The organism is Pontibacter sp. T17 (genome assembly GCF_057219875.1).
Genome location: NZ_JBXVVW010000001.1, coordinates 1310515 through 1331610 on the forward strand (window position 1 = coordinate 1310515; position 21096 = coordinate 1331610).

The 21096-nt window shown below is 57.6% G+C and carries 20 protein-coding genes; 10 read left to right on the plus strand and 10 right to left on the minus strand.

Annotated elements, in window-relative coordinates:
- Position 1: 1 nt before the first annotated feature.
- The 4 genes from AC2D8O_RS05760 to AC2D8O_RS05775 are packed head-to-tail and all read right to left on the minus strand — an operon-like array spanning position 2 to position 3708.
- Positions 2-802 (minus strand): metal ABC transporter ATP-binding protein, encoded by an 801-nt coding sequence (locus AC2D8O_RS05760; protein WP_484677842.1) that lies wholly within the window; start codon positions 800-802, stop codon positions 2-4.
- Positions 799-1743, minus strand: coding sequence for a metal ABC transporter solute-binding protein, Zn/Mn family (locus tag AC2D8O_RS05765; protein WP_484677843.1), 945 nt, complete (start codon positions 1741-1743; stop codon positions 799-801). The genes AC2D8O_RS05760 and AC2D8O_RS05765 overlap by 4 nt, the downstream gene beginning before the upstream one ends.
- A 56-nt stretch (positions 1744-1799) precedes the next feature.
- Complete coding sequence (locus tag AC2D8O_RS05770; RefSeq protein WP_484677844.1) at positions 1800-2846, minus strand: hypothetical protein; 1047 nt, start codon at positions 2844-2846, stop codon at positions 1800-1802.
- Positions 2827-3708 (minus strand): flavin reductase family protein, encoded by an 882-nt coding sequence (locus AC2D8O_RS05775; protein WP_484677845.1) that lies wholly within the window; start codon positions 3706-3708, stop codon positions 2827-2829. Before AC2D8O_RS05775 ends, AC2D8O_RS05770 begins: the two co-directional genes overlap by 20 nt.
- Before the next feature lie 175 nt (positions 3709-3883).
- Here AC2D8O_RS05775 and rpsA point away from each other — a divergent pair, with 175 nt between their 5' ends.
- The 8 genes from rpsA (at position 3884) to AC2D8O_RS05815 (ending at position 11563) form a co-directional block, all read left to right on the plus strand.
- Complete coding sequence (gene rpsA, locus AC2D8O_RS05780) at positions 3884-5767, plus strand: 30S ribosomal protein S1 (protein ID WP_484677846.1); 1884 nt, start codon at positions 3884-3886, stop codon at positions 5765-5767.
- 141 nt (positions 5768-5908) lie between these two features.
- Positions 5909-6793, plus strand: coding sequence for an ACP S-malonyltransferase (gene fabD, locus AC2D8O_RS05785; RefSeq protein ID WP_484677847.1), 885 nt, complete (start codon positions 5909-5911; stop codon positions 6791-6793).
- Between the two features lie 4 nt (positions 6794-6797).
- Positions 6798-7577, plus strand: a complete 780-nt coding sequence (locus AC2D8O_RS05790; protein WP_484677848.1) for a prolipoprotein diacylglyceryl transferase — start codon at positions 6798-6800, stop codon at positions 7575-7577.
- Entirely contained in the window at positions 7538-8941 is a 1404-nt protein-coding gene (locus tag AC2D8O_RS05795; RefSeq protein ID WP_484677849.1) for a radical SAM protein, read from the plus strand. Before AC2D8O_RS05790 ends, AC2D8O_RS05795 begins: the two co-directional genes overlap by 40 nt.
- An 80-nt stretch (positions 8942-9021) precedes the next feature.
- Complete coding sequence (locus AC2D8O_RS05800) at positions 9022-9309, plus strand: hypothetical protein (RefSeq protein ID WP_484677850.1); 288 nt, start codon at positions 9022-9024, stop codon at positions 9307-9309.
- 10 nt (positions 9310-9319) lie between these two features.
- Positions 9320-9631, plus strand: coding sequence for a hypothetical protein (locus tag AC2D8O_RS05805; protein ID WP_484677851.1), 312 nt, complete (start codon positions 9320-9322; stop codon positions 9629-9631).
- A gap of 118 nt (positions 9632-9749) precedes the next feature.
- Entirely contained in the window at positions 9750-10232 is a 483-nt protein-coding gene (locus tag AC2D8O_RS05810; RefSeq protein WP_484677852.1) for a Fur family transcriptional regulator, read from the plus strand.
- 44 nt (positions 10233-10276) lie between these two features.
- Positions 10277-11563: an adenylosuccinate synthase gene (locus AC2D8O_RS05815; RefSeq protein ID WP_484677853.1), complete on the plus strand. Its 1287-nt coding sequence runs from the start codon at positions 10277-10279 to the stop codon at positions 11561-11563.
- Positions 11564-11630: 67 nt separating this feature from the next.
- Here the strand turns inward: AC2D8O_RS05815 and AC2D8O_RS05820 are convergent, their stop codons facing one another.
- From AC2D8O_RS05820 to amaB, 3 genes are all read right to left on the minus strand, one after another.
- Positions 11631-12125, minus strand: a complete 495-nt coding sequence (locus AC2D8O_RS05820; RefSeq protein WP_484677854.1) for a DUF4442 domain-containing protein — start codon at positions 12123-12125, stop codon at positions 11631-11633.
- A 20-nt stretch (positions 12126-12145) separates the two neighbouring features.
- The gene (locus tag AC2D8O_RS05825; protein ID WP_484677855.1) at positions 12146-13210 is read right to left on the minus strand and encodes a 2Fe-2S iron-sulfur cluster-binding protein; all 1065 of its coding nucleotides are present in this window, start codon (positions 13208-13210) and stop codon (positions 12146-12148) included.
- A 126-nt stretch (positions 13211-13336) separates the two neighbouring features.
- Positions 13337-14914: an L-piperidine-6-carboxylate dehydrogenase gene (gene amaB / locus AC2D8O_RS05830; protein WP_484677856.1), complete on the minus strand. Its 1578-nt coding sequence runs from the start codon at positions 14912-14914 to the stop codon at positions 13337-13339.
- 86 nt (positions 14915-15000) lie between these two features.
- On the opposite strand from amaB, the gene AC2D8O_RS05835 reads away from it, so the two are divergent.
- A complete protein-coding gene (locus AC2D8O_RS05835; protein ID WP_484677857.1) occupies positions 15001-16482 on the plus strand; it encodes a cryptochrome/deoxyribodipyrimidine photo-lyase family protein in 1482 nt (493 codons plus the stop codon).
- A 10-nt stretch (positions 16483-16492) separates the two neighbouring features.
- On the opposite strand, the gene AC2D8O_RS05840 is transcribed toward AC2D8O_RS05835, so the two are convergent.
- The 3 genes from AC2D8O_RS05840 to gatB form a co-directional block, all read right to left on the minus strand.
- Positions 16493-17266 (minus strand): DUF4919 domain-containing protein, encoded by a 774-nt coding sequence (locus tag AC2D8O_RS05840; protein ID WP_484677858.1) that lies wholly within the window; start codon positions 17264-17266, stop codon positions 16493-16495.
- A 92-nt stretch (positions 17267-17358) separates the two neighbouring features.
- Positions 17359-18789, minus strand: coding sequence for a TlpA family protein disulfide reductase (locus tag AC2D8O_RS05845; protein WP_484677859.1), 1431 nt, complete (start codon positions 18787-18789; stop codon positions 17359-17361).
- A gap of 38 nt (positions 18790-18827) precedes the next feature.
- Complete coding sequence (gatB, locus tag AC2D8O_RS05850; RefSeq protein ID WP_484677860.1) at positions 18828-20315, minus strand: Asp-tRNA(Asn)/Glu-tRNA(Gln) amidotransferase subunit GatB; 1488 nt, start codon at positions 20313-20315, stop codon at positions 18828-18830.
- Positions 20316-20630: 315 nt separating this feature from the next.
- Between gatB and AC2D8O_RS05855 the strand changes: the two genes are divergently transcribed.
- A complete protein-coding gene (locus AC2D8O_RS05855; RefSeq protein ID WP_484677861.1) occupies positions 20631-21041 on the plus strand; it encodes a hypothetical protein in 411 nt (136 codons plus the stop codon).
- The last annotated feature ends 55 nt before the right edge of the window (positions 21042-21096 follow it).

The following is a 21096-nucleotide window of genomic DNA, read 5'->3' on the forward strand; positions in this document are numbered from 1 at the left end:
GCTAGAAGTCTTTACCACTTTCGCGCCGTGGGAACTGCCGCGCCTCAAAGAGCTCGCCCAGGTTGGAGAGTAGGGTAAGGCGGCCCCCATAGGTTTCCTGCAGCAGGTCCTCGGTAAAGGCTTCTGGGGTGGGCGAGCTGGCCACCAGGCGTTGGTTCAGCAGGATGAGCCAGTCGAAGTAGTCGGCGGCGCTGCGCAGGTCGTGGTGCACTACAATAAGCGTCTTGCCCTGGCTTCGCAGCAGGCGCAAGAGGTCCATGATGGCGGCCTCAGTGGCCATGTCTACACCGGCGAAGGGCTCGTCGAGAAAGTAGAGGTCGGCCCGCTGTGCCAGCGCCCGCGCCAAGAACACGCGTTGCTGTTGCCCGCCCGACAACTGTGCGATCTGGCGGTCGCTAAACGCCTGCATGCCTACCTGGTCCAGACAGTGCAGTGCCCATTCCCTTTCGGCTTTGCCCGGGCGGCGGAACAGGCCCAGCTTGCCGTAAGTGCCCATGAGTACGGTATCCAGAACGCTGGCAGGGAAATCCCAGTCGACGCTGCTGCGTTGGGGTACATACGCAATGCGGCCGCGGATGGCTTCCAGCGTCTGGCCAAAGAACTTGGCATAACCGCTGCTGGCAGGCGTAAGGCCCAGCGCCGCTTTGATAAGGGTGCTTTTCCCGGCACCGTTGGGTCCGATGATGCCCGCCAGTACGCCGCCCGGCACCGTCAGGTCTACGTTCCACAACACCGGCCGGCCCGTGTAGCTAACCGTCAGATCGTGGATTTCAAAGGCAGGGTTGTCGACGATGCGGTTCATTTGAGCGCGCCTACAATGGTGTTGACGTTGGCCGTGACCATGCCGATGTATGTGCCTTCGGGTGTGCCATCTGCGCCCATGGCATCGCTGTAGAGCGTGCCGCCGATACGGACCTGATGGCCGCGTGCCGCACAGCCTTCCACTACAGCTTCTATTGCCTTGGCTGGTACCGAGCTCTCGATGAAAATGGCCTTGATTTTCCGCTTCACGATGAAATCCACCAGCTCGTTCACGTCCCGCAGACCCGACTCGGCCACGGTACTGATGCCCTGCAGGCCGCGGACCTCTATGCCGTAGGCCCGGCCAAAATAGCCGAAGGCATCGTGGGCTGTGATGAGCACGCGCTGCTCCTTGGGGATGGATGCAATCTGCACCCGTACCCAGCGGTCAAGTGAATCCAGCCGGTTGACGTACGCTACGGTATGCTCGGCGTAGGTGCTGGCATTGGCCGAGTCCAGTATGGCCAGATGCGCGCCCATTTCGTCCACCGTTCTGCGCCAGAGGGCTACGTCGAACCAGATGTGGGGGTCGTGTGCACCGCCAAACGCGGCTGTCTCGCGCAACTGGGTTTTCAACGCCTCTGCCTCGCCAACAGCAATCACAGGCTTGGAGCGCGCCAGTTTGCTGAGTACATCGCCCATTTTGCCTTCCAGGTGCAGGCCGTTGTAAAAGACGGCATTGGCGCTGGTCAGTCGGCCGAGGTCGCTCTGAGTAGCCTTGTACAGGTGTGGGTCTACGCCCGGCCCCATCAGGGCATGCACTTCTACAAGCGTATCACCAAGGTTGTGCAGGGCATCGGCAATCATGCCCGTAGTAGCTGTGAGAATCAGCTTGTTGTTTTTTGCAGGAGTTTCGGTGGCTTTGCTGCACCCGGCCAAAAGGCTTATAAGGAGAAGTCCGGCAGCGAGAAGCCCGCCCACCAGTCTGAAAGTCGGTCTCATATAAAGCAAAGCTAAATATTATTTTTCGTATGGTCTAAAATTAATTGCTTTTCGCTTTAGTTACTGTCATTTGGCAGCAACTGGCTCAGCTGTTCCTGAAAGGCCATGAGGCTGGTTCCGCCACCTGAATGAATAAGGAGCGCATGGCCCTGCAGCACCTGCTGACTAGCGAGTGTGCGGGCAGTGGCAAACAGCTTGGCGTTGTAAAGTGGGTCGGTGAAGATGCCTTCCTCCCGGGCAGTCTGCAGGATTTCGGCCAGTAGGGCAGGGTTTACGCGGCCGAACTGAGGGGCCACTGACGGGCTATGCAGCTGAACACAGTGGGTCGGATTGCCGTGGAGTGTCTGGCCCAGTACGGGCTCAAGCCAGTGTTTGACACGCGCCAGCTGCTCGTGAAAATAGGCTGGAGTACCTGCCATCTGTACTACGTGCAGGTGTTTAGGATTGGGTAGCAGGCTGTTAAGCCAGGCTGTCACACAGGCCATCAACCCGGTGCCTGCGTCCATCAGAAGGCTGTCGAACCGGATGTGGTGCTCCTGTTCGTTATCCAGTATATCCAGCAACAGGGTGCAGGCTCCGGCCACCGTTTCGGCCTGTGCCCCTCCTTCCAGCACCAGAAACACCTTGCGGCCATCCTGTACTTTGGCTATGGCATAGGCTCCTGCGGTGGCTTCCACCTCATTCCATTCGGGGCGGGGAATCCACCGTATCTGGCTGTCGGGCACTACCATACGGGTTAGCAGTGCATTGCCTCGCTTGGCTGGTTCGCCTCTCAGCCATAGCTGGAAAGGAATCTGTTCTTCGGTCAGCAGCTGGGCCATCCCCAGCGCGTGGTTGGAGCCTGCTCCGCCTATCACGACTACTTCGTCGGGCTTGCGCTGCTGAATCAATGGCAGCAGGCTGGCGTACTTACGCACCTTGCCGCCGCTGATGCCGAAGCCGGTTTCGTCATCGCGCTTTACCCAGAGAGGCCCTTTGGGGGTGTGGATACGGTTGAGTGGATGAATACGGCTGTGCAGTGCCCAGCGTGTATCGAGGCGCTGGGCCAGCCGGGCGCGTAATTCCTGTACATCCAGCATCGGCTCAGCCTTTGAGCGTAACAAGGCAGAGTGCTTCCAGCGTACGCCCTTCGTTCAGCAGGGCCTGCGCTTTCAGGTGCACCTGATCGGGCCCGTGCAGGTGGTCCAGCATACCCATGTGGCGCTCCTTGAAGTGCTCCAGCTCTTCGGGGGTGGGCAGGTGGGTACTGGTAGCCAGCATGCCCAGATCGTTGCCTGTGAGAGTACGGCTCAGACGCACGCTATCAGGCAGGGCATCTACCCCGATACTATGGCCTGGGGGCTTGGGCAATTCGAACAACGCTTCATCGTTGGCCCGGCAGTAGTAATTGGCACCCATGCGTGCCACCAGGTCCAGCTTGCGGGTATCAATACGGCCATTTGCATCCAGTACGTTCTGGTTCACATGCATGCGTACCACCTCGCAGATGATGAGGTTGCCTGCGCCGGGATTGTCGCCCAGCTCCACAATCTGACGTACGGTACACTCCAGCTGTACCGGGCTTTCGGCCACACGGGGTGGCTTCACCAGTTCGCTTGGCAAGGCAGTGAGGCCCGCTTTCGTGAACTCATTGACCCCTTTGGCATATTCGGTACTGGCTACATTGGCCTGGTGCACCAGCGCGTGGTTGACAATGTTGATGACGACCTCGCCTGTAACCTTGGCATTGTGGTAAGTGTCTTTTTGTGCCCCTGTTCTTCCACTGCGGTTGGGTGAGAAGATGACAATCGGCGGGTGCGTGCTGAAGACATTGAAATAGCTGAACGGCGAGAGGTTGGGTGTGCCGTCTTCATCTACTGTGCTGGCAAAGGCAATGGGACGGGGCGCAACAGCGGCCAGCAACAGGCCGTGGGCGCGCGGGTTTTCCAGTGCGCGGAGGTCGAAAGACTGAAACTGCGTATTCACGGCTGCAAATTGTTGAATTGCACGTTCCTAATAACGTTGACGTCAGCGGAATTGCACGTGCTGGCCTGCTACTGTATTGGGCTTTTGCACATTTCCGGTGTAAGTGCTTAAGGATGTTTGGAATAAACAGGAGGCACTGTTACCTTTGCCCTCCCCCGAAAGGAGATTTGTCTAAATGTCTAAAACTCAAACCAAAAACGAGGAGCAGCGCCTCGGTAAACCCGTTGCAGCGTCTACCGATTTCAACTGGGAAGACGAATTCGACTATTCTGCCGACCAGCGGAACAAACTGGCGCAGATGTACGAAGGCACGCTGACGGAAGTCAACGAGCAGCAAATCATCAAAGGCTCCGTGGTATCGGTAAGCGACCGCGAAGTCATCGTAAACATCGGTTTCAAGAGCGAGGGTATCATCCCCCGCACGGAATTCCGCGACACCGACGTGAAAGTTGGTGACTCTGTGGAAGTGTACCTTGAGACGATTGAGAACAAGCTGGGCCAGATGGTCCTCTCGCGCAAGGCTGCCAACAGCATGCGTACCTGGGAGCGTATCAACATGGCGCTGGACAACGACGAAGTGGTTACTGGTGTAATCAAGCGTCGCACCAAGGGTGGTTTCGTAGTAGATCTGGAAGGCATCGAGGCATTCCTGCCCGGCTCGCAGATCGACGTGAAGCCCATCCGTGACTACGACAGCTACGTAGGCCAGAAGATGGAATTCAAAGTGGTTAAAATCAACCACGTACAGCATAACGTTGTTATCTCTCACAAGGCCCTCATCGAGAAAGAGGTGGAAGCCCAAAAGGCCGAAATCATCAACAACCTCGAGCGCGGCCAGGTGCTGGAAGGTACCGTCAAGAACATCACCAACTTCGGTGTCTTCATCGACCTTGGTGGCGTAGACGGTCTGCTCCACATCACCGACATCAGCTGGGGCCGTATCAACAGCCCCGAAGAGGTGCTGAAGCTGGACCAGAAGATCAACATCGTTGTACTGGACTTCGACGACGAGAAGAAGCGTATCTCTCTCGGCCTGAAGCAGCTGGAGCCCCATCCGTGGGAAAACATTGCCGACCGCATACAGGTAGGCCAGAAGGTGAAAGGCAAAATCGTGACCATCGCCGACTACGGCATCTTCGTAGAAGTAATGCCGGGCGTAGAAGGTCTGATCCACGTAAGCGAAATGTCGTGGAGCCAGCACCCCAAGAACCCAGGCGAAATGTTCAAGCTGCATGACGAAATCGAGGCCGTCGTTCTGACCCTCGATACCGAAGAGCGCAAGATGTCGCTGGGTATCAAGCAACTGGGTGAAGATCCCTGGAAGCACGCTGCCGACAAGTACCCCGTAGGCAGCCGCCACATGAGCACCGTTCGTAATATCACCAACTTCGGCCTCTTTGTTGAGCTTGAAGAAGGTATCGACGGCCTCATCCACGTGCAGGACCTCGCCTGGAACAAGAAGATTAACCACCCCTCTGAGTTCACCAAGCGTGACGAGAAGCTGGAAGTTGTGGTACTCGAACTCGACGTTGAGAACCGCAAGCTCCGCCTCGGCCACAAGCAACTCACCGAGGATCCCTGGGAGACCTTCGAAACCGTATTCCCGATTGACTCTGTACACAGTGGTACCATCGTTCGTCTGAACGACAAAGGCGCCAATGTGGAACTGCCCTATGGTGTAGAAGGCTTTGTGCCCGTGAAGCACCTGAAGGTAGAAGACGGCAAGGACGCCCTGAAAGAAGGCGACACCGCTGACTTCAAAGTTCTGGAGTTCAATAAGGACAGCAAGAAGATTCTGCTCAGCCACACCCGCACCTGGCAGGAAGCCTCTCCCGAGGAAGAAGCCGAGCGCAAGAAGGCTGATGGCAAGAAAGCCGCAGGCAAGAAAACTGCCAAGGCTGGCGAAGGTGCCGACGTGAAGGACACCCTGGGTGACCACGGCGCACTGGCCGACCTGAAGGCAATGATGTCGGGCGAGCCCGCTGGCAAGGCCAAGGCTCCTGCCAAGAAGAAAGCCAAGAAGGACGACGAAGCCGAAGGCGAAAGCGAAGAGGCGTAATCTCCGGATTGCATAAGTAACAAACGGGCCGCTCATCAGCGGCCCGTTTGCTTTTTAGATGCTTACGTAAAGAATAGCCTGTTTGTCAAGAGTTGAAGCAGGGTGGGGTTCTCCTATTTTTGGGGCTTCTACATCAACTGCATGAAAACAGCTTACGTATTCCCTGGGCAAGGGTCCCAGGCTCCGGGCATGGGCAAGGCGCTCTTTGATGCCAGCCCCATTGCACGCCGCCGGTTCGACGAGGCCAAGGAAGTGCTTGGCTTCGACATTGCGCAGGTAATGTTCAGTGGCACTGCCGAAGACCTGCAACGCACCTCCGTGACGCAACCGGCCATCTTCGTGCACAGCGTTATTCTGGCCGAGGTAATCAGCGTGCAAAGCCAGGCAGCCATGATGGCTGGCCACTCCCTGGGCGAGTTCTCTGCTCTTACAGCCGCTGGGGCACTGTCATTTGCCGACGGCCTAAGGCTGGTTTCGATTCGCGCAAACGCCATGCAGAAAGCCTGCGACATCACTCCTTCTACGATGGCTGCCATCGTGGGGCTGGACGATGCGCTCGTAGAAGCCGTGTGCGCCGAAGTGGCCGATGTGGTGCCCGCCAACTACAATTCCCCCGGTCAGCTGGTCATCTCGGGTAGCGTTGAGGGTATTGCCAAAGCCATTGAGCTTGCCAAGGCCAAGGGCGCCAAACTGGCTAAGCAACTGGCAGTAAATGGGGCCTTCCACAGTCCCTTCATGGCCCCTGCGGCTGAAGAGCTGGCCAAGGGCATTTCGGAGGCTAAATTCAGCGTTCCCTTCTGTCCGGTTTATCAGAACGTAGACGCCAAGCCGTACACCGACCCTGCTCTGATCCGCGAGAATCTGGTGACTCAGCTTACCAGTGCTGTCCGCTGGACGCAGTCGGTGCAGGCAATGGTGGCCGACGGCGCTACCGAGTTCAAGGAACTGGGCCCTGGCAAAGTACTGGCTGGCCTTGTAAAGCGGATTGCTACTGGCGTAACGGCTGACAGCCAGGACGCGCTCTGAGCCTATGACCTTTGAGTTGCGGGCCGGGATGCACATGGCGCTGGAGATTCTGGCGTTCACCCTGGCCTATCAGCTGTTTCGATGGCAGCGTAAGCGCCGCCCCGATAATCTGGTTGGAGACCAACGCCTGCAGGTGTTGGTCTTCACTGCTTTGGGAGCATTGCTGGGCTCGCGCCTGCTGGGTGCGCTGGAAAATCCCGCCGAGTGGTGGGCCAGCGAGCATTTCTGGCTGTATCTCTACAGCAACAAGACCGTGGCTGGGGGCTTTCTCGGCGGGCTCGTTGGCGCAGAGCTTAGCAAAAAAGTGCTGGGTATCACCCGCTCCAGTGGCGACCTGCTCGTGGAGCCCATCCTGCTGGGGCTGGTAATCGGCCGTATTGGCTGCTGGATTGGCGGGGTGGCCGACAACACCCACGGTCTGCCGTCAGATCTGCCCTGGGCAATGGATCTGGGCGACGGCATTCCGCGGCATCCGGCCCAGTTGTACGAGATTCTGTTCTGCATTGCGCTTTGGCTGCTGATTCGCTGGCTGGGACAGAAATGGCAGTTTGCCGAGGGCGGCAAGTTCCGTCTGTTTCTTGCAGCCTATCTCGCCTGGCGTCTCTTGGCCGACATCTGGAAGCCACATGTAGCCGTTTTGGGGCTGCTTGGCAGCATTCAGATTGCCTCCTTTCTGGGAATGCTGTACTATTGGAAAGTGTTTCTGCGTCCTTCCTCCCTTTTCCGCGCAGAGGCCCCCTCTGAATGCCCAACAGATCCTACACCTACTACGACTTCACCCTGAGCCTGTGCCCTGAGTGCCTGCGCCGGGTGGAAGCAAAGATTGTTTTTGAAGATGGCAACGTGTACATGATGAAGCGTTGCCCAGAGCATGGGCGCCAAACTGTGCTCATCGCTACGGACATCCAGTATTACAAGCAGATACGCAACTACAACAAGCCGAGCGAGACGCCGCTGCGCTTCAATGCGCAGACGCACTTCGGCTGCCCTTACGACTGTGGCCTGTGCCCCGACCACGAGCAGCACTCCTGTCTGACGCTGGTGGAAGTGACCGACCGATGCAACCTCACCTGCCCCACCTGCTACGCCGAGTCCTCGCCCCACCATGGACGGCACCGCACGCTGGAGGAAATCAACGGCATGCTGGACCTCATCGTTGCCAACGAAGGTACACCGGATGTGGTGCAGCTGAGTGGCGGCGAACCTACGGTGCATCCGCAGTTTTTTGAGATACTGGACCTGGCCAAAACCAAGCCCATTCGCCACCTGATGGTGAATACCAACGGTATTCGCATTGCCCAGGACGAGGCCTTTGTGGAGCGCTTGGCCTCGTACATGCCCGACTTCGAAATCTATCTGCAGTTTGACTCTTTCCGCCCCGAGGTGCTGCAGAAACTCCGCGGCAAAGACCTCACCGATGTGCGGCGCAAGGCGCTGGAGAACCTGAACAAGTACAACCTCTCCACCACGCTCGTCGTAACGCTGCAGAAGGACCTCAACACCGACGAGATTGGCCCCATCATCGACTACGCGCTGAAACAGCGATGTGTACGCGGTGTTACGTTCCAGCCTACGCAGATAGCCGGCCGTCTGGAGAACTTTGACCCCAAGACCGACCGCTATACCCTCACCGAGGTGAGGCAGGCCATTCTGGACCAGACCTCGGTGTTTACCCCTGCCGATCTGATTCCGGTGCCCTGCAACCCCGATGCGCTGGCGATGGGCTATGCGCTGAAACTGGGCGGTGAGGTCTTCCCGCTTACCCGGTTTGTAGACCCGGAAGAGCTGCTCGACAACTCGCGTAACACCATTGTGTACGAGCAGGACGAGAAACTGAAGGAGCACATGTTACAGCTCTTCAGTACCGGCAACTCGGTAGACCGCGTTTCTGAGCAGCTGCATACCCTGCTCTGCTGCCTGCCAAGTATTCAAGCCCCGCAGCTCTCTTACGAGAATCTGTTCCGGATTATCATCATGCGGTTTGTAGATGCCTACGACTTCGATGTCCGCTCCATCAAGAAGTCGTGTGTACACATTGCCACACCCGAAGGCGAGCTGATCCCCTTCGAGACGATGAACCTCTTCTACCGCGACCCTGCCAAGCGTGCACGCCTGGCCGAGCTGCGAAAAGAGCAGATTAAAGCCTGATTTGAACTTCATGAACAGGATGACGGTCCTTTTCAGCGGGTGGCTTCTGGTTCTTGCCACATCTCTCGCTAGCTTGCAGGATGGCGCGTAAATGGACTCCCCTGCTGGCATACCTCCTGCTGGCGTTGGTGATTGTCGTATTCTCGTTTCTGGGCGATGACAAGCCCAGAAACACCTCGGGCATCCTGTTGCTGATGGGCGGGGGCTTTACGCTGCCGTTCGCGCTGCTGCTGCTGATCGGAGGAGCCATTGCGAAGAATGCCAATGTTAAAAGAGCGGCGCTGCAACTGCTACTGGGCGGAGTCATTGCCCTGTTGTTGGGCTTTGGCTTTTGCGCCAACGGCGAGGGTATGGGCAGCTTCAACTGATGCAAGAGGTATGAAGAACTGGAAGGGCTGGCTTACATTGGTGTTGCAGCAGGTGCTGGGGCTGGCCGTATGGGCATTTGTCATCTGGCTGGCCATTCTGGAGTGGAACGATGACCCCACCTGGGCCAAGTGGCGTCCCTGGCTGGGATGGAGCATCATGGGCCTGGTGGCACTGGTGGTGCTGAGTATCGTGATCAGCGAAGGGCGCCGCAAGGGCTGGAAGACAGCCTTGAACATTCTGTGGCTGCTGCTGGTTGGTGTCTCGCTCTGCGGAGGCATACCATGGGGGCTGTTTGAGGCTGCCAAAGCATTGTTTGGCTGATTGCCGCAAACCAAAAGTTGGGGGGTATGTCGTAAAGGCTTAACTTCGTGCGGCAAGTGGGGGAGTGTGCATACGCTGCCAATGCTTGCCTTCGTTACGCTGACGAACGGCCTTCCGTATGCCTGAATCCACAGTCGAACAGACCCAGAAAATCGAGGAAGTAAAGCGCATCTTCAGCGCCTATCTCGACAAGCGCGGTCAGCGCAAGACGCCCGAACGCTTTGCCATTCTCGAAGAGATCTACAGCCGCAACGACCACTTCGATGTCGAGTCGCTGTACATCCACATGAAGAATAAGAATTACCGTGTGAGCCGCGCCACGGTGTATAACACGCTGGACCTGCTGGTAGAGTGCGACCTCGTCATTAAGCACCAGTTTGGCAGTAACCAGGCCGTGTATGAAAAGTCCTATGGCTACCGCCAGCACGACCACCTCATCTGCCTCGACTGCGGCAAAGTGTTCGAGTTCTGCGACCCCCGTGTCTCTGATATCCAGAAGATGGTGGGTGGCCTGCTCAACTTTGAGGTGAAGCACCACTCGCTGCTGCTGTATGGCAACTGCCAGAACGCCAACTGCGACCGCATGAATACCGACGCCTGAGGCGCTTACTCCCGCGACAAACCCATTCCAATCCTCTTTTTCCGATGTCTGTAGATGTACTCCTCGGCCTCCAGTGGGGCGACGAGGGCAAGGGCAAAATTGTGGACGTGCTGGGCCACCAGTACGACATTGTTGCACGCTTTCAGGGTGGTCCCAACGCAGGCCATACCCTCGTGATTGACGGCAAGAAGTATGTGCTCCACCAGATTCCCTCGGGCATCTTTCATGCAGGCACCGTGTGCCTCATCGGTAACGGGGTTGTGCTCAACCCGGTGATTCTGCAACAGGAACTCGATGGGCTGAAGGCCGCCGGTGTTGATCTCGGTACGCGTCTGCTGCTCTCGCGCCGCATCCACCTCATTCTGCCTACGCACCGCCTGCTGGACAAAGCCTATGAGGCAGCCAAAGGCACAGCCAAAATCGGCAGTACGCTGCGCGGCATCGGCCCGGTGTATCAGGACAAGATGGCCCGTCGGGGCATTCGTCTGGGCGACATTTCCGCCGCCGACTTCCAGCAGCGTTATGACGAAATCAAGCGCCACCACCTGCAACTGCTCGCCATGCTGGGCCTGACAGAGGCCGAGTACAGCGCCGACCTCAAAGAGTGGGAAGACCTCTTCTTCCATACCCTGCCTGCCCTGCGCAGTCTCACGCTGGTAGACAGCGAATATTATCTCAACGAGGCCTGCCTGGCTGGCAAGCGCATTCTGGCCGAAGGCGCACAGGGCGCCCTGCTGGATATTGACTTTGGCTCCTATCCGTTCGTTACCAGCAGCAATACCACAACCGGTGGTGCTTGCTCAGGTCTGGGAGTTCCGCCCAAGCACTTTGCCAGTGTCTTTGGTGTGTTCAAAGCCTACTGCACCCGAGTTGGGAGTGGCCCATTCCCAACCGAACTCTCTGGCGATTTTGCTGAAAAGCTGCGCCAAATGGGTGGCGAATACGGTGCTACCACTGGCCGCCCGCGCCGCGTAGGCTGGCTGGACCTCCCCGCCCTCAAGTACACCTGCATGCTCAACGGCGTGACAGAGCTGGTGATGACCAAAGCCGACGTCCTGTCAGGGATGGACAGCATTGACGTGTGCACCGCTTACAAGGTAGATGGCGTAGTTACCGACAAGGTCCCCTACGACACCTATGCCCAGATTACGCCTGTGTACGAGACCGTGCCCGGCTGGACGGTAGATCCTGATGCTCCAGGCGAATTGCCAGAAGCGCTCCGGGCCTACCTCGACCGTATCGAGAAGTACCTGGGCCTGCCGGTTCGATACGTGTCATTGGGCGCAGACCGCAAGTACATGGTGGAGCGCCATAAGGCTTTGCACGTCTGAGGCCAATAGACTCAACGAAGAACAAGGGGGCATATGCCCCCTTGTTTGTCGCAATCCCGATTGCTGGTTACAGGAATGGCATGCGCAGTGGCTTGTCCAGCTTTCGCATGTAGAGCGTGACCTCGGCGCGGAAACACACTTCGCCGTCTTTGTCGCGCCCTTCGATGGGGTGTGTCCTGATGAACTTCTCGCCGCGTTCGAAAGCGGCAACACAGTCGGTGATGTCCTGCTCTGCCAGCGTACAGGTAAAAGTAAGCGAGGTGCGTGCTGTGCGAATAAACTCAGCTTTTACTTCCGTGCTGGCCACCTTGGCGTCTATGCCCAGCATATTCAGGCACACGTAATACATCATGCCATGCCAGGGATCGGCGGCAGCCAGCATGGCACCACCCCAGATGCCGCCGTTGAAGTTGGTGTTGATCTTCTGTTTGGCAATACGCACGGTTACCGTCCGGAAGTCGGGCGAGACATGCGTTGCGCGGATGCCGTTAGCCAGCAGTGGGGGCCACATCCGCATGAACCAGCGGAACTGCCAGGGGGTAGGAACGTAACGTTTGCTCATGACCCACGTTGAAGAGTTGCTCAGCCGAACTCTACTGCAACGTCGGCAGTCAGCGGGTGGCTCTGGCAGGTGAGGATGAAGCCTGCTTCCAGCTCTTCGTCGCTGAGGCCTTCGCGTTCGTTCATCTGCACCAGCCCACTCAGCAGTTTGGCACGGCAGGTACAGCATACACCCTCCTCGCATGCATAGGGTGGGTCCATACCCGCATCTACCGCAGCATGCAGAATGGAGCGGTCGGGGTTCACGGTGATAACGCGCTCTTCGCCATCCAGCTTCACCACCACATCCTGTGTTACAATCTCGTAGGTTTCTTCCTCTTCTTCCGAGGCTTCGTCTTCATCGGCCACAGGGGCAGAGTAGTACTCGGTGAAGACGGCACTGTCGGCTATGCCCAGATCGCGCAGGGCATGCTTGCCGCCATTCATCATGGCGTCGGGGCCGCAGAGGTAGAAGCCTGTGTCTGCTTTTCCGTTCTTCAGAATCTCTACCAGCAGTTCGCGCAGCACATTGCCTTCTACCCTGCCTGTGCGACCTGTCCACTGGTGGCTGGGTTGGCTCAATACGTGGTGTACGGCCAGGCGGCCGCCCGCTTGGGCTACCAGTTGCTCCAGTTTGCGCCGGAAGATGATGGAGCCCTCGTTGCGGTTGCCATAAATCAGTGTCACGCGGCTTGCAGGTTCGGCTTCCAGCACAGAGATGAGCATGGAGTACAGCGGCGTAATGCCCGACCCCGCACCAATCAGCACGTAGTGGCGGCCGTTGTCTCCATCAAGGTTGATGAAGAATTTGCCCATTGGCGGTAATGCGTCCACCATGTCGCCCGGCATAAGGTTGTCGCGCAGGTAGTTGGATACCTTTCCGCCAGGAATTGCCTTGATGGTAACCGACAGGTGGTCGTCGCTGATAGGGCTGCTGCTCAGCGAAAAAGCCCGCCTCAGGGTTTCGTTGCCTACGGCTACTTTCAGCGTCAGATACTGACCGGGTTTATAATCAAAGCCTTCCGGTTTTTTGAAGGAGACGGTGTAAGCGTCGGGTGTCTCGTTGGTGAGGCCAAGGACTTCCAGCGGGTGAAACGAAAGAGCCATGTTGGGCAGTAAGTGGGCGGTTGTTTGACGGGCAACAAAGTTAACGCCTGTTTGGTTTGGTGGGGGCGAAAACAAAAGGCCCAACCGCGGAAAAGCAGTTGGGCCTTCAAAGCGTTTGTCAGCGAATTAGATATCGAATTTGATACCCTGTGCCAGCGGCAGCTCGCGGCCATAGTTGACGGTGATGGTCTGGCGGCGCATGTAGGCCTTCCAGGCATCGGAGCCACTTTCGCGGCCACCGCCGGTTTCTTTCTCGCCACCAAAGGCGCCACCGATCTCAGCACCAGAGGTGCCGATGTTGACGTTGGCAATGCCGCAGTCAGAGCCTGCGTGGCTGATGAAATACTCGGCTTCGCGCACGTCGGTAGTGAAGATGGCGCTGCTGAGGCCCTGGGGCACATTGTTCTGGATTTCCAGAGCCTGCTCCAGCGAAGTGTACTTCAGCAGATACAGGATGGGGGCAAAAGTCTCGTGCTGGGCGCAGGGAGCCATCGGGGTGGTCTCCACAATGCGGGGTACCACATAGGTGCCGATGGCGGTGAGCTCGGCGGGCAGCTGTACATCGTCGCCGAAGATTACTTTGCCCTGGCCGCCACGTACGTCGTCGAGGGTGCGGTTCATCATGGTGACGGCATCCTTGTCGATTAGTGGCCCAATGAGTACGCCATCTTTCAGCGGGTTGCCAATGCGGCTGGGCAACTGGCTGTAGATGCTCAGTAGCTGGGCCTTCACCTGCTCGTAAATGCTTTCATGGATGATGAGGCGGCGGGTGGTGGTGCAGCGCTGACCAGCGGTGCCAACGGCGCCAAACACAACGGCCGTCATGGCCATCTTGAGGTCGGCGCTGGGGGTGATGATGATGGCGTTGTTGCCGCCAAGCTCCAGCAGCGACTTGCCCATTCGCTTGGCCACGGTTTCGCCTACTGCCTTGCCCATGCGGGTGCTGCCGGTAGCAGATACCAGTGCCACGCGGGTGTCTTCGGCCATGGCCTTGCCCACTTCGGGGCCACCAACCACCAGGCTGAATACGCCTTCTGGAATGCCATTGCGGCGCAGTACGTCAGCGATGATGTTGATACAGCATACGGCGGTGATGGGGGTCTTCTCGCTGGGCTTCCAGATGGTGACGTCGCCACATACTGCTGCCAGCATGGAGTTCCAGCTCCATACAGCCACTGGGAAGTTGAAAGCGGAGATGATGCCAACAACGCCCAGCGGGTGCCAACGCTCCTGCATGCGGTGGTTGGGGCGCTCGCTCGGCATGGTGAGGCCATACAACTGGCGTGAGATGCCACAGGCAAAGTCGCAGATGTCAATGATCTCCTGTACCTCGCCCAGACCTTCCTGATAGCTCTTGCCCATTTCGTAGCTCACGAGCAGGCCCAGGTGCTCTTTGTGCATGCGGAAGGCTTCGCCCATCTGGCGTACGATCTCACCACGCTTGGGGGCTGGTACGTCGCGCCATACTTTAAAGGCGGCTTCAGCCTTGGCAGCTACTTCATTGTACTCGGCAACAGTGGCCATTCTGGCTACACCCAGTTGTTCGCCGTCGGTGGGCGAAACGATGGTGCGGGTGCCGGCGCTGCCAGCTTTCCAGTCAAGGCCAGTAGAGATGGCATGGGTTTCGGCCCCAATGCCCAAGGCGCGCAGGGCCTCGTTCACACGGGTGCGGATATCAGTGGTTTGAGCGGTTGCGGTAGACATGCGGCAAAGGTAAGAATCCCCGGTAATGGGTGGACTGTCTGCCTAACGATGCCCGCCGGGCACTTCGTGCATTTCCATTTTGTTAGATGTCCGTGACTTTGCCCGCACCGCTGTTTGTTGTCTGGCTGAAACGCGATTTGCGGTTGCATGACCATGCACCATTGATGGCGGCCATTCAGGCAGCTTCTGCGGCCGAAGGGAGAGTCGTGCTGCTCTACTGTTTCGAACCCAGTATCACTGCCGCGGAAGATGCCAGTCCGCGACACTGGCGGTTCGTGTGGCAAAGCCTGTCCGACATCGAAGCCCAGCTACAGACCCCGGGTGCAGTGTGGGTAGCGCAGGAAGAAATGCTGGACGTTCTGGAGCAACTGCGCCTGATGGGGCGCCTGCACAGCCTGTTTGCACATGAGGAGGTGGGCAATGCGCTTACGTTTGCCCGCGACCGTAAAGTATCGACCTGGTGTCGAAAACATGGGGTTACGTTTAGCGAAAGCCCTTTCAGTGCCGTACGCCGGCCGTTATGGCATCGGCAAGACTGGACCTCCCACTGGAATACAGTGATGTCGGCGCCGGTGGTTGCAACGCCGCTGGACCTGCTGCGGACACTCCTGCTGCCATCGCCAGCATCTGCTGAATTGCCCACAAAGTGGACCGGCCAAGATGCCACTTTCCAGCCTGGTGGCGAACGTTATGCCTGGCGCTATCTACGCAGTTTCTTTCAGGAGCGCGTGAAAGGATACGCACGGGCCATCTCAAAGCCTGAGGCCAGCCGCCGCGGGTGCAGCCGGTTGAGTGTTTATCTGGCATGGGGAAACCTGAGTGTGCGGCAGGTGTATCAGCAGTTGGTGGCTGCTCGTCAGGCGGGACAGTCGCGGTTCGACCTCCGCGCCTTCGAGTCACGCATCCGCTGGCGCGACCACTTCATCCAGAAGTTTGAGTCGGAATGCCGGATGGAAACCGAAAACCATAACCGGGCCTATGATTCGCTGCGTACCGAATGGAACGAGGAACTGTATTTGGCCTGGGAAGAGGGCCGGACTGGCTACCCCTTGGTAGATGCCTGCATGCGCTGTGTGGTGCAGACCGGCTACCTGAACTTTCGCATGCGGGCCATGCTGGTGAGTTTTCTTACGCACAGCCTGTGGCTGGACTGGCGCCGGGGTTCACGCCATCTGGCCCGTGCCTTTCTCGATTATGAGCCGGGTATTCATTACCCGCAGTTTCAGATGCAGGCGGGCACTGTGGGCACGCATATCATACGGACGTATAACCCCGTGAAGCAGGCGCAGGAGCATGACCCTGAGGCTGTCTTCATCAAGCAATGGGTGCCTGAACTGGCGTCGTTGCCAGCTGCACTTGCCCACCAGCCCTGGCGCATGACGGCTATGGAGCAACAACTGTACGGCGTGCAATTGGGCCTTCAGTACCCTGCACCCATTGTGCGTCATGAGGATACAGCCAGACGTGCGCAGAAGCTGCTGTGGGACCACCGCAAGAGCCAAGAAGCATTGCAGGAGTCGCGCAGAATACTTCGACAGCACTCAGCACCTGACCCCAAAGCGCAGTAGGCGATACGTGTCAGTCGGGTTTGCGGGTACGCTTGCTTCGAGGCGTCTGCTTTTCCTCCTGCTTTGGCTTGGAGGTAGTGGCTTGAGAGTCGTCCTCGTCGGCCATTTTATCCAGCATCTCAGCCAGTGGCGAGGCTGTCACAAGCGTTACGTTGAAGAAAAGCTCAAAAGTGGTAGGAGATGTAGCGCCGCGTGGTCGCACCTGCACAATCTCGTAAGTAGTATCATCTTCCGTTACCTGCTTGCGGCCCATTACCTCCAGTTGCATCTCGGTCACAATGCGGGTGACATCAGCGGTGGAAATGGCATGAATAGCAAAGTCTTTAGAGCGGCCAGTACCGGTGCCAAAGATGGCTTTCATCAGTTTCACATAGCGGTCACCATAGCGATCGGCCTCCAGTTTGTTCTGGAGTTCCTGATAGCTGAGCGACACAATCAGCATGGCGGTGAGGTTTACTGGGTTACGCGAAAGTACTGCCCGTCCCAGTTCTACGGCTTTTGCATACTGCCGGGCATTGTAGGCCTGTATGGCAATGCGCTCGGGTTCCTCGGTAGGCTGATAGGAAGGCTGGCTGGCAAAGCCCAGATACACACGCATAAGCTCGCTGGGCAGCAGGTAGGGGTCATCCTTTTCAAGGCGGATGCGTAGCCGAGAGTAGTAGTACTCGCTGGTAGGATTGGTGGCATCAGCCAGAATACGGTCTACATCTTCACCCGTAACCTGCGCCGAAGCAGCAGCCGGAAGAAGCAGAGACAGCAGAACAGGGAAGAGCAGCCGCTTCATGTATTGTTTGTTATACTGTAATATACTAACGAAACAAAACCGCCGAAGGTGCATTTCCTTCGGCGGTTAATCCATCAGCGGTTTGGCTTGGTTTATTTGCCTGCAAGCAACTGCGCCAGCTTGGCTTCCAGCGCTTCGCCACGGAGGTTCTTGGCAATGATTTTGCCCTCAGGACTCACAAGGACAGTATATGGAATGGCCTTCACACGATAGGCGGCCGCACCAGCGCTCTGCCAGTATTGGAGGTCGCTGACGTGTACCCAGGTGAGGCCGTCTTTCTTGATGGCCTCCAGCCAGGAAGCACGGTCGCGGTCAAGGCTCACGCCATAAATTTCGAAGCCTTTGGCTTTGTACTGGTTGTAAACCCGCACCACATTTGGATTTTCGGCACGGCAAGGGCCACACCAGCTTGCCCAGAAGTCGATGAGGACATACTTGCCACGCAGTGACGACAGCTTGATGGTTTTGCCATCCGGGGCCGGCAGTTCTATTTCCGGGGCCATACCACCGACGGCGGTATTCTTGCTGGCCTTCACAGCTTCTGCGTATTCCTGAGCTGCCTGTGTGCCAGGGAAACGCTGCACATAGCGGTCAGCGAATGAAAGGAAGAGTTGCTCTTCCTGAACTGCCTGTGACACATCCAGTACAGCGGCCAGCACAGCGCGTTCTGTTCGGCTGCCAGCGGGGGTACGGTTGGCCAGGCGCTCAAGTACCTTCACAGCTGAGTCAGAGGGCAACCCCTGCAGTGCTACCTGCACGTATACGGCCGCTTTCTCGTAGAAAGCAGGCACATAGCCCATCATTGGATCGTTCAGTTCGACGTCGGTAAAGAAGCCGCGGAGAATGTAATCCTGCTGGTTGGCGTAGCCATGACCAGCGGGTAGTTTGTTGAAGGGGATGAAGGTGTAAACCCCAGCCATTTTGCCAACGATACCTGGTTTCGCCTGATAGGTCTTTGCCAGGTTGTTCTGGACGTCAGTCAGAGAATCAATCTGGCGTTCGGCTTTTGCCAGTGCCATAGGATCGCCCCCAGACAGCTGGCGAATCTGAGAAAGGCGGCCCATTTCCGATTGTATGGCTGAGAACTCGCGGGCAAAGCTCCGCAGGTTTGTGTTCATCTCATCCTGCGGAAAACTGGCCTGCTGCTGCAGGTTGGCGAGGTCGCTTTTTACTTCCACTTTGTCTGAGTGGCCAAGGGCAACGTTCAGGTTGTTCTCGCTGTCATTGCCAATCACCAGCGTGTATATGCCGGGGCCTGGGACGTCTACCGTCATATTGAACTTCAGTACAGTGCCTTCGACCTTCACCGGTGCAGCGGCAATGACGCTGGCATCCTGACCAACAATGTCATAGAGCCTGACGCTGTCCTGTTGCAGGTTGGGCCGTGCGTTTGAGAGTTCGCCTACCAGCGTGACAGTCCGTTTGCCTGGATTGGTTTCGGCGGTGGCGGTGCCGCAGGCAGCGAGTGTAGCAGCAGCAGCTACCACGAGCAGGCCATTCAGGGCCTTGGCTTTGAGGTTCATGTTAGTGTAACGTACGGAGAAACAGAAGCGTATGCAGGTCAGCTTTTGCGGGCTTCCAGGGCCTCGCGGGTAAACTGGTTTACAACTTTGGGGTCCATTTTGCCGCCTGAGGCGCGCATCACCTTCCCCACCAGAAAGCCCAGCAGACCTTCCTTGCCGCCCAGGTATTGGGCCACTTGGTCGGGGTGAGCGTCCAGGACCTCGGCTATCTGCTGCTTCAGGGCATCATCGTTGCGCTCAAGCAGCAGGTTTTCCTGGCGGGCCAGTGCCTCTACGTCCAGTACAGTGCCAGCGGCAGCAGCCGACTGTTGAAGCAGCACCGGGAACAGGCCATCGCGAGCTGCCGTGTGGCTGATCTTGCCATCATCAATCAGCTGCACCAGCCGTGCCAGTGTGCCTGGTGCCACCGGGAATTCGGTGATGTCAACTGCGTTCTCGTTCAGGTAGCTCTTCACTGCGCCATTCATCCAGTTGGAGACGCCTTTGTGGTTGGCATGCAGGCGGGTTGCATCCAGGTAGTAATGGGCAAACTCGCGCTGCTCGGTCAGCAGGGTGGCATCGTGCTCAGGCAGGCCATGCTCCTGGGTAAACTGCACGAAAAGCGTTTCGGGCAGCGGAGGCATGCTCTCGCGCAGACGCGCTATGTGGTCCTGTGTTACGCGCAGCGGTTGCAGGTCGGGTTCGGGGAAGTAGCGGTAATCGTCGGCGTTCTCTTTGTCGCGCATGGGCAGCGTAATACCCTGCGTGGCATCCCAGGTGCGTGTCTCGCGGGCTACGGTTCCGCCGCTTTCAATGAGGTTGATCTGGCGTTCGATCTCAAAATTAATGGCGCGGCCTACGTTCGAGATCGAGTTCATGTTTTTCACCTCGGCGCGGGTACCAAACTCGGTGGCATCAATCTTCATCACCGATACGTTGGCATCGCATCGCAGCGAGCCCTCTTCCATGTTGCCGTCGCAGATGTCGAGGTAGCGGACAATCTTCCGAATCTCGGTCAGATAGGCCATGGCCTGCTCGGCAGTGGACATATCCGGGTGTGACACAATCTCGATGAGCCCCACTGAAGCACGGTTCAGGTCAATGAGGGTGTCGTACAGATCCTGGTCGTGGAGGCTTTTGCCGGCGTCTTCCTCCATGTGTATACGCTGGATGCGTACCAGATGCTTGGCCCCGTCTTTCAGGCGAAGCTCAATATGACCTTCTACACAGATAGGGGTTTTGTCCTGCGAAATTTGGTAGCCTTTGGGCAGGTCAGGGTAGAAATAGTTCTTGCGTGCGAAGTAGCAGGTATCGGCAATCTGACAGCCGGTGGCCAGCCCCATCTTGATGGCGAGGTCCAGGCAGGCGGCGTTGAACGTAGGCAACGTACCCGGGTGCCCCAGCGAAATGGGCGATATGCGGGTATTGGCACGTCCACCGAACTCTACGGGGTCAGGGCAATAGATTTTGCTCTTGGACGCGAGCTGTGCGTGTATTTCCAGGCCAATGACAGCCTTGTATCCCTTGTGCATAACAGGTACAGACATAACGAATCAGGCCAGAAACCGGCTCTGAGAATCAGGCGCACAAGTTACCCAATTTGCCCAAGAAAAAGGCCCGATGCAGGGGAATGCAGCGGGCCATAATCTGTAGTTGGCAGTTCCTACTTGCCAGCTTTGGCAGCAGGAGCACTCGCCGAACCAGCTGCAGGTTTACTTACCATAGCAGCACTGCCCATTTTCTTGGCAGCTGGCTTGGCGGTAGTCTTTGCAGCAGCCTTGGGTGCAGCTTTTGCGGCAGGTTTTGCAGCGGGCTTAGCGGCTGTTTTTGCAGCTGCTTTTGGGGCAGCCTTCGCGGCGGGCTTGGCTGCAGTTTTTGCAGCGGGCTTAGCGGCAGCTTTTGCGGCAGGCTTAGCACTGGTTTTCGCAGCAGGCTTAGCGGTGGTTTTCGCAGCTGGCTTTGCGGCTGCTTTGGCAGCAGGTTTGGCAGCCGCTTTAGCAGCGGGCTTCGCGGCAGCCTTGGTTGCAGGCTTCGCAGCGGGCTTTGCGGCCGCTTTAGCGGCAGGTTTGGCAGCTGCTTTAGCGGCAGGCTTTGCCGCTGCCTTGGGGGCAGCCTTCGTTGCTGGTTTCGCAGCAGCTTTGGCGGCCGGCTTGGCAGCGGGTTTTGCTGCTGCTTTGGCAGCAGGTTTGGTAGCGGCCTTGGCAGACGTACCTGCTTTGGCTGCTGGCTTGGATGAAGTTGCTTTTGCCATGACGGTAGAGGTTTGGGTATGATGAATTTGCGTCAAAAATTCTGAACTCACCGCAATGGTTTTCAACGATAATCAAT

What these genes read in the sequence shown, in the direction of transcription:
- AC2D8O_RS05790 (WP_484677848.1), top strand. Translation starts at nt 6,798, where the DNA reads ATGACCTTTGAGTTGCGGGCCGGGATGCACATGGCGCTGGAGATTCTG.
- rpsA (WP_484677846.1), top strand. Translation starts at nt 3,884, where the DNA reads ATGTCTAAAACTCAAACCAAAAACGAGGAGCAGCGCCTCGGTAAACCC.
- AC2D8O_RS05795 (WP_484677849.1), top strand. Translation starts at nt 7,538, where the DNA reads ATGCCCAACAGATCCTACACCTACTACGACTTCACCCTGAGCCTGTGC.
- amaB (WP_484677856.1), bottom strand. Translation starts at nt 14,914, where the DNA reads ATGTCTACCGCAACCGCTCAAACCACTGATATCCGCACCCGTGTGAAC.
- AC2D8O_RS05845 (WP_484677859.1), bottom strand. Translation starts at nt 18,789, where the DNA reads ATGAACCTCAAAGCCAAGGCCCTGAATGGCCTGCTCGTGGTAGCTGCT.
- AC2D8O_RS05820 (WP_484677854.1), bottom strand. Translation starts at nt 12,125, where the DNA reads ATGAGCAAACGTTACGTTCCTACCCCCTGGCAGTTCCGCTGGTTCATG.
- AC2D8O_RS05835 (WP_484677857.1), top strand. Translation starts at nt 15,001, where the DNA reads ATGTCCGTGACTTTGCCCGCACCGCTGTTTGTTGTCTGGCTGAAACGC.
- AC2D8O_RS05765 (WP_484677843.1), bottom strand. Translation starts at nt 1,743, where the DNA reads ATGAGACCGACTTTCAGACTGGTGGGCGGGCTTCTCGCTGCCGGACTT.
- AC2D8O_RS05825 (WP_484677855.1), bottom strand. Translation starts at nt 13,210, where the DNA reads ATGGCTCTTTCGTTTCACCCGCTGGAAGTCCTTGGCCTCACCAACGAG.
- AC2D8O_RS05760 (WP_484677842.1), bottom strand. Translation starts at nt 802, where the DNA reads ATGAACCGCATCGTCGACAACCCTGCCTTTGAAATCCACGATCTGACG.
- AC2D8O_RS05805 (WP_484677851.1), top strand. Translation starts at nt 9,320, where the DNA reads ATGAAGAACTGGAAGGGCTGGCTTACATTGGTGTTGCAGCAGGTGCTG.
- fabD (WP_484677847.1), top strand. Translation starts at nt 5,909, where the DNA reads ATGAAAACAGCTTACGTATTCCCTGGGCAAGGGTCCCAGGCTCCGGGC.
- AC2D8O_RS05810 (WP_484677852.1), top strand. Translation starts at nt 9,750, where the DNA reads ATGCCTGAATCCACAGTCGAACAGACCCAGAAAATCGAGGAAGTAAAG.
- AC2D8O_RS05800 (WP_484677850.1), top strand. Translation starts at nt 9,022, where the DNA reads ATGGCGCGTAAATGGACTCCCCTGCTGGCATACCTCCTGCTGGCGTTG.
- AC2D8O_RS05815 (WP_484677853.1), top strand. Translation starts at nt 10,277, where the DNA reads ATGTCTGTAGATGTACTCCTCGGCCTCCAGTGGGGCGACGAGGGCAAG.
- AC2D8O_RS05840 (WP_484677858.1), bottom strand. Translation starts at nt 17,266, where the DNA reads ATGAAGCGGCTGCTCTTCCCTGTTCTGCTGTCTCTGCTTCTTCCGGCT.
- gatB (WP_484677860.1), bottom strand. Translation starts at nt 20,315, where the DNA reads ATGTCTGTACCTGTTATGCACAAGGGATACAAGGCTGTCATTGGCCTG.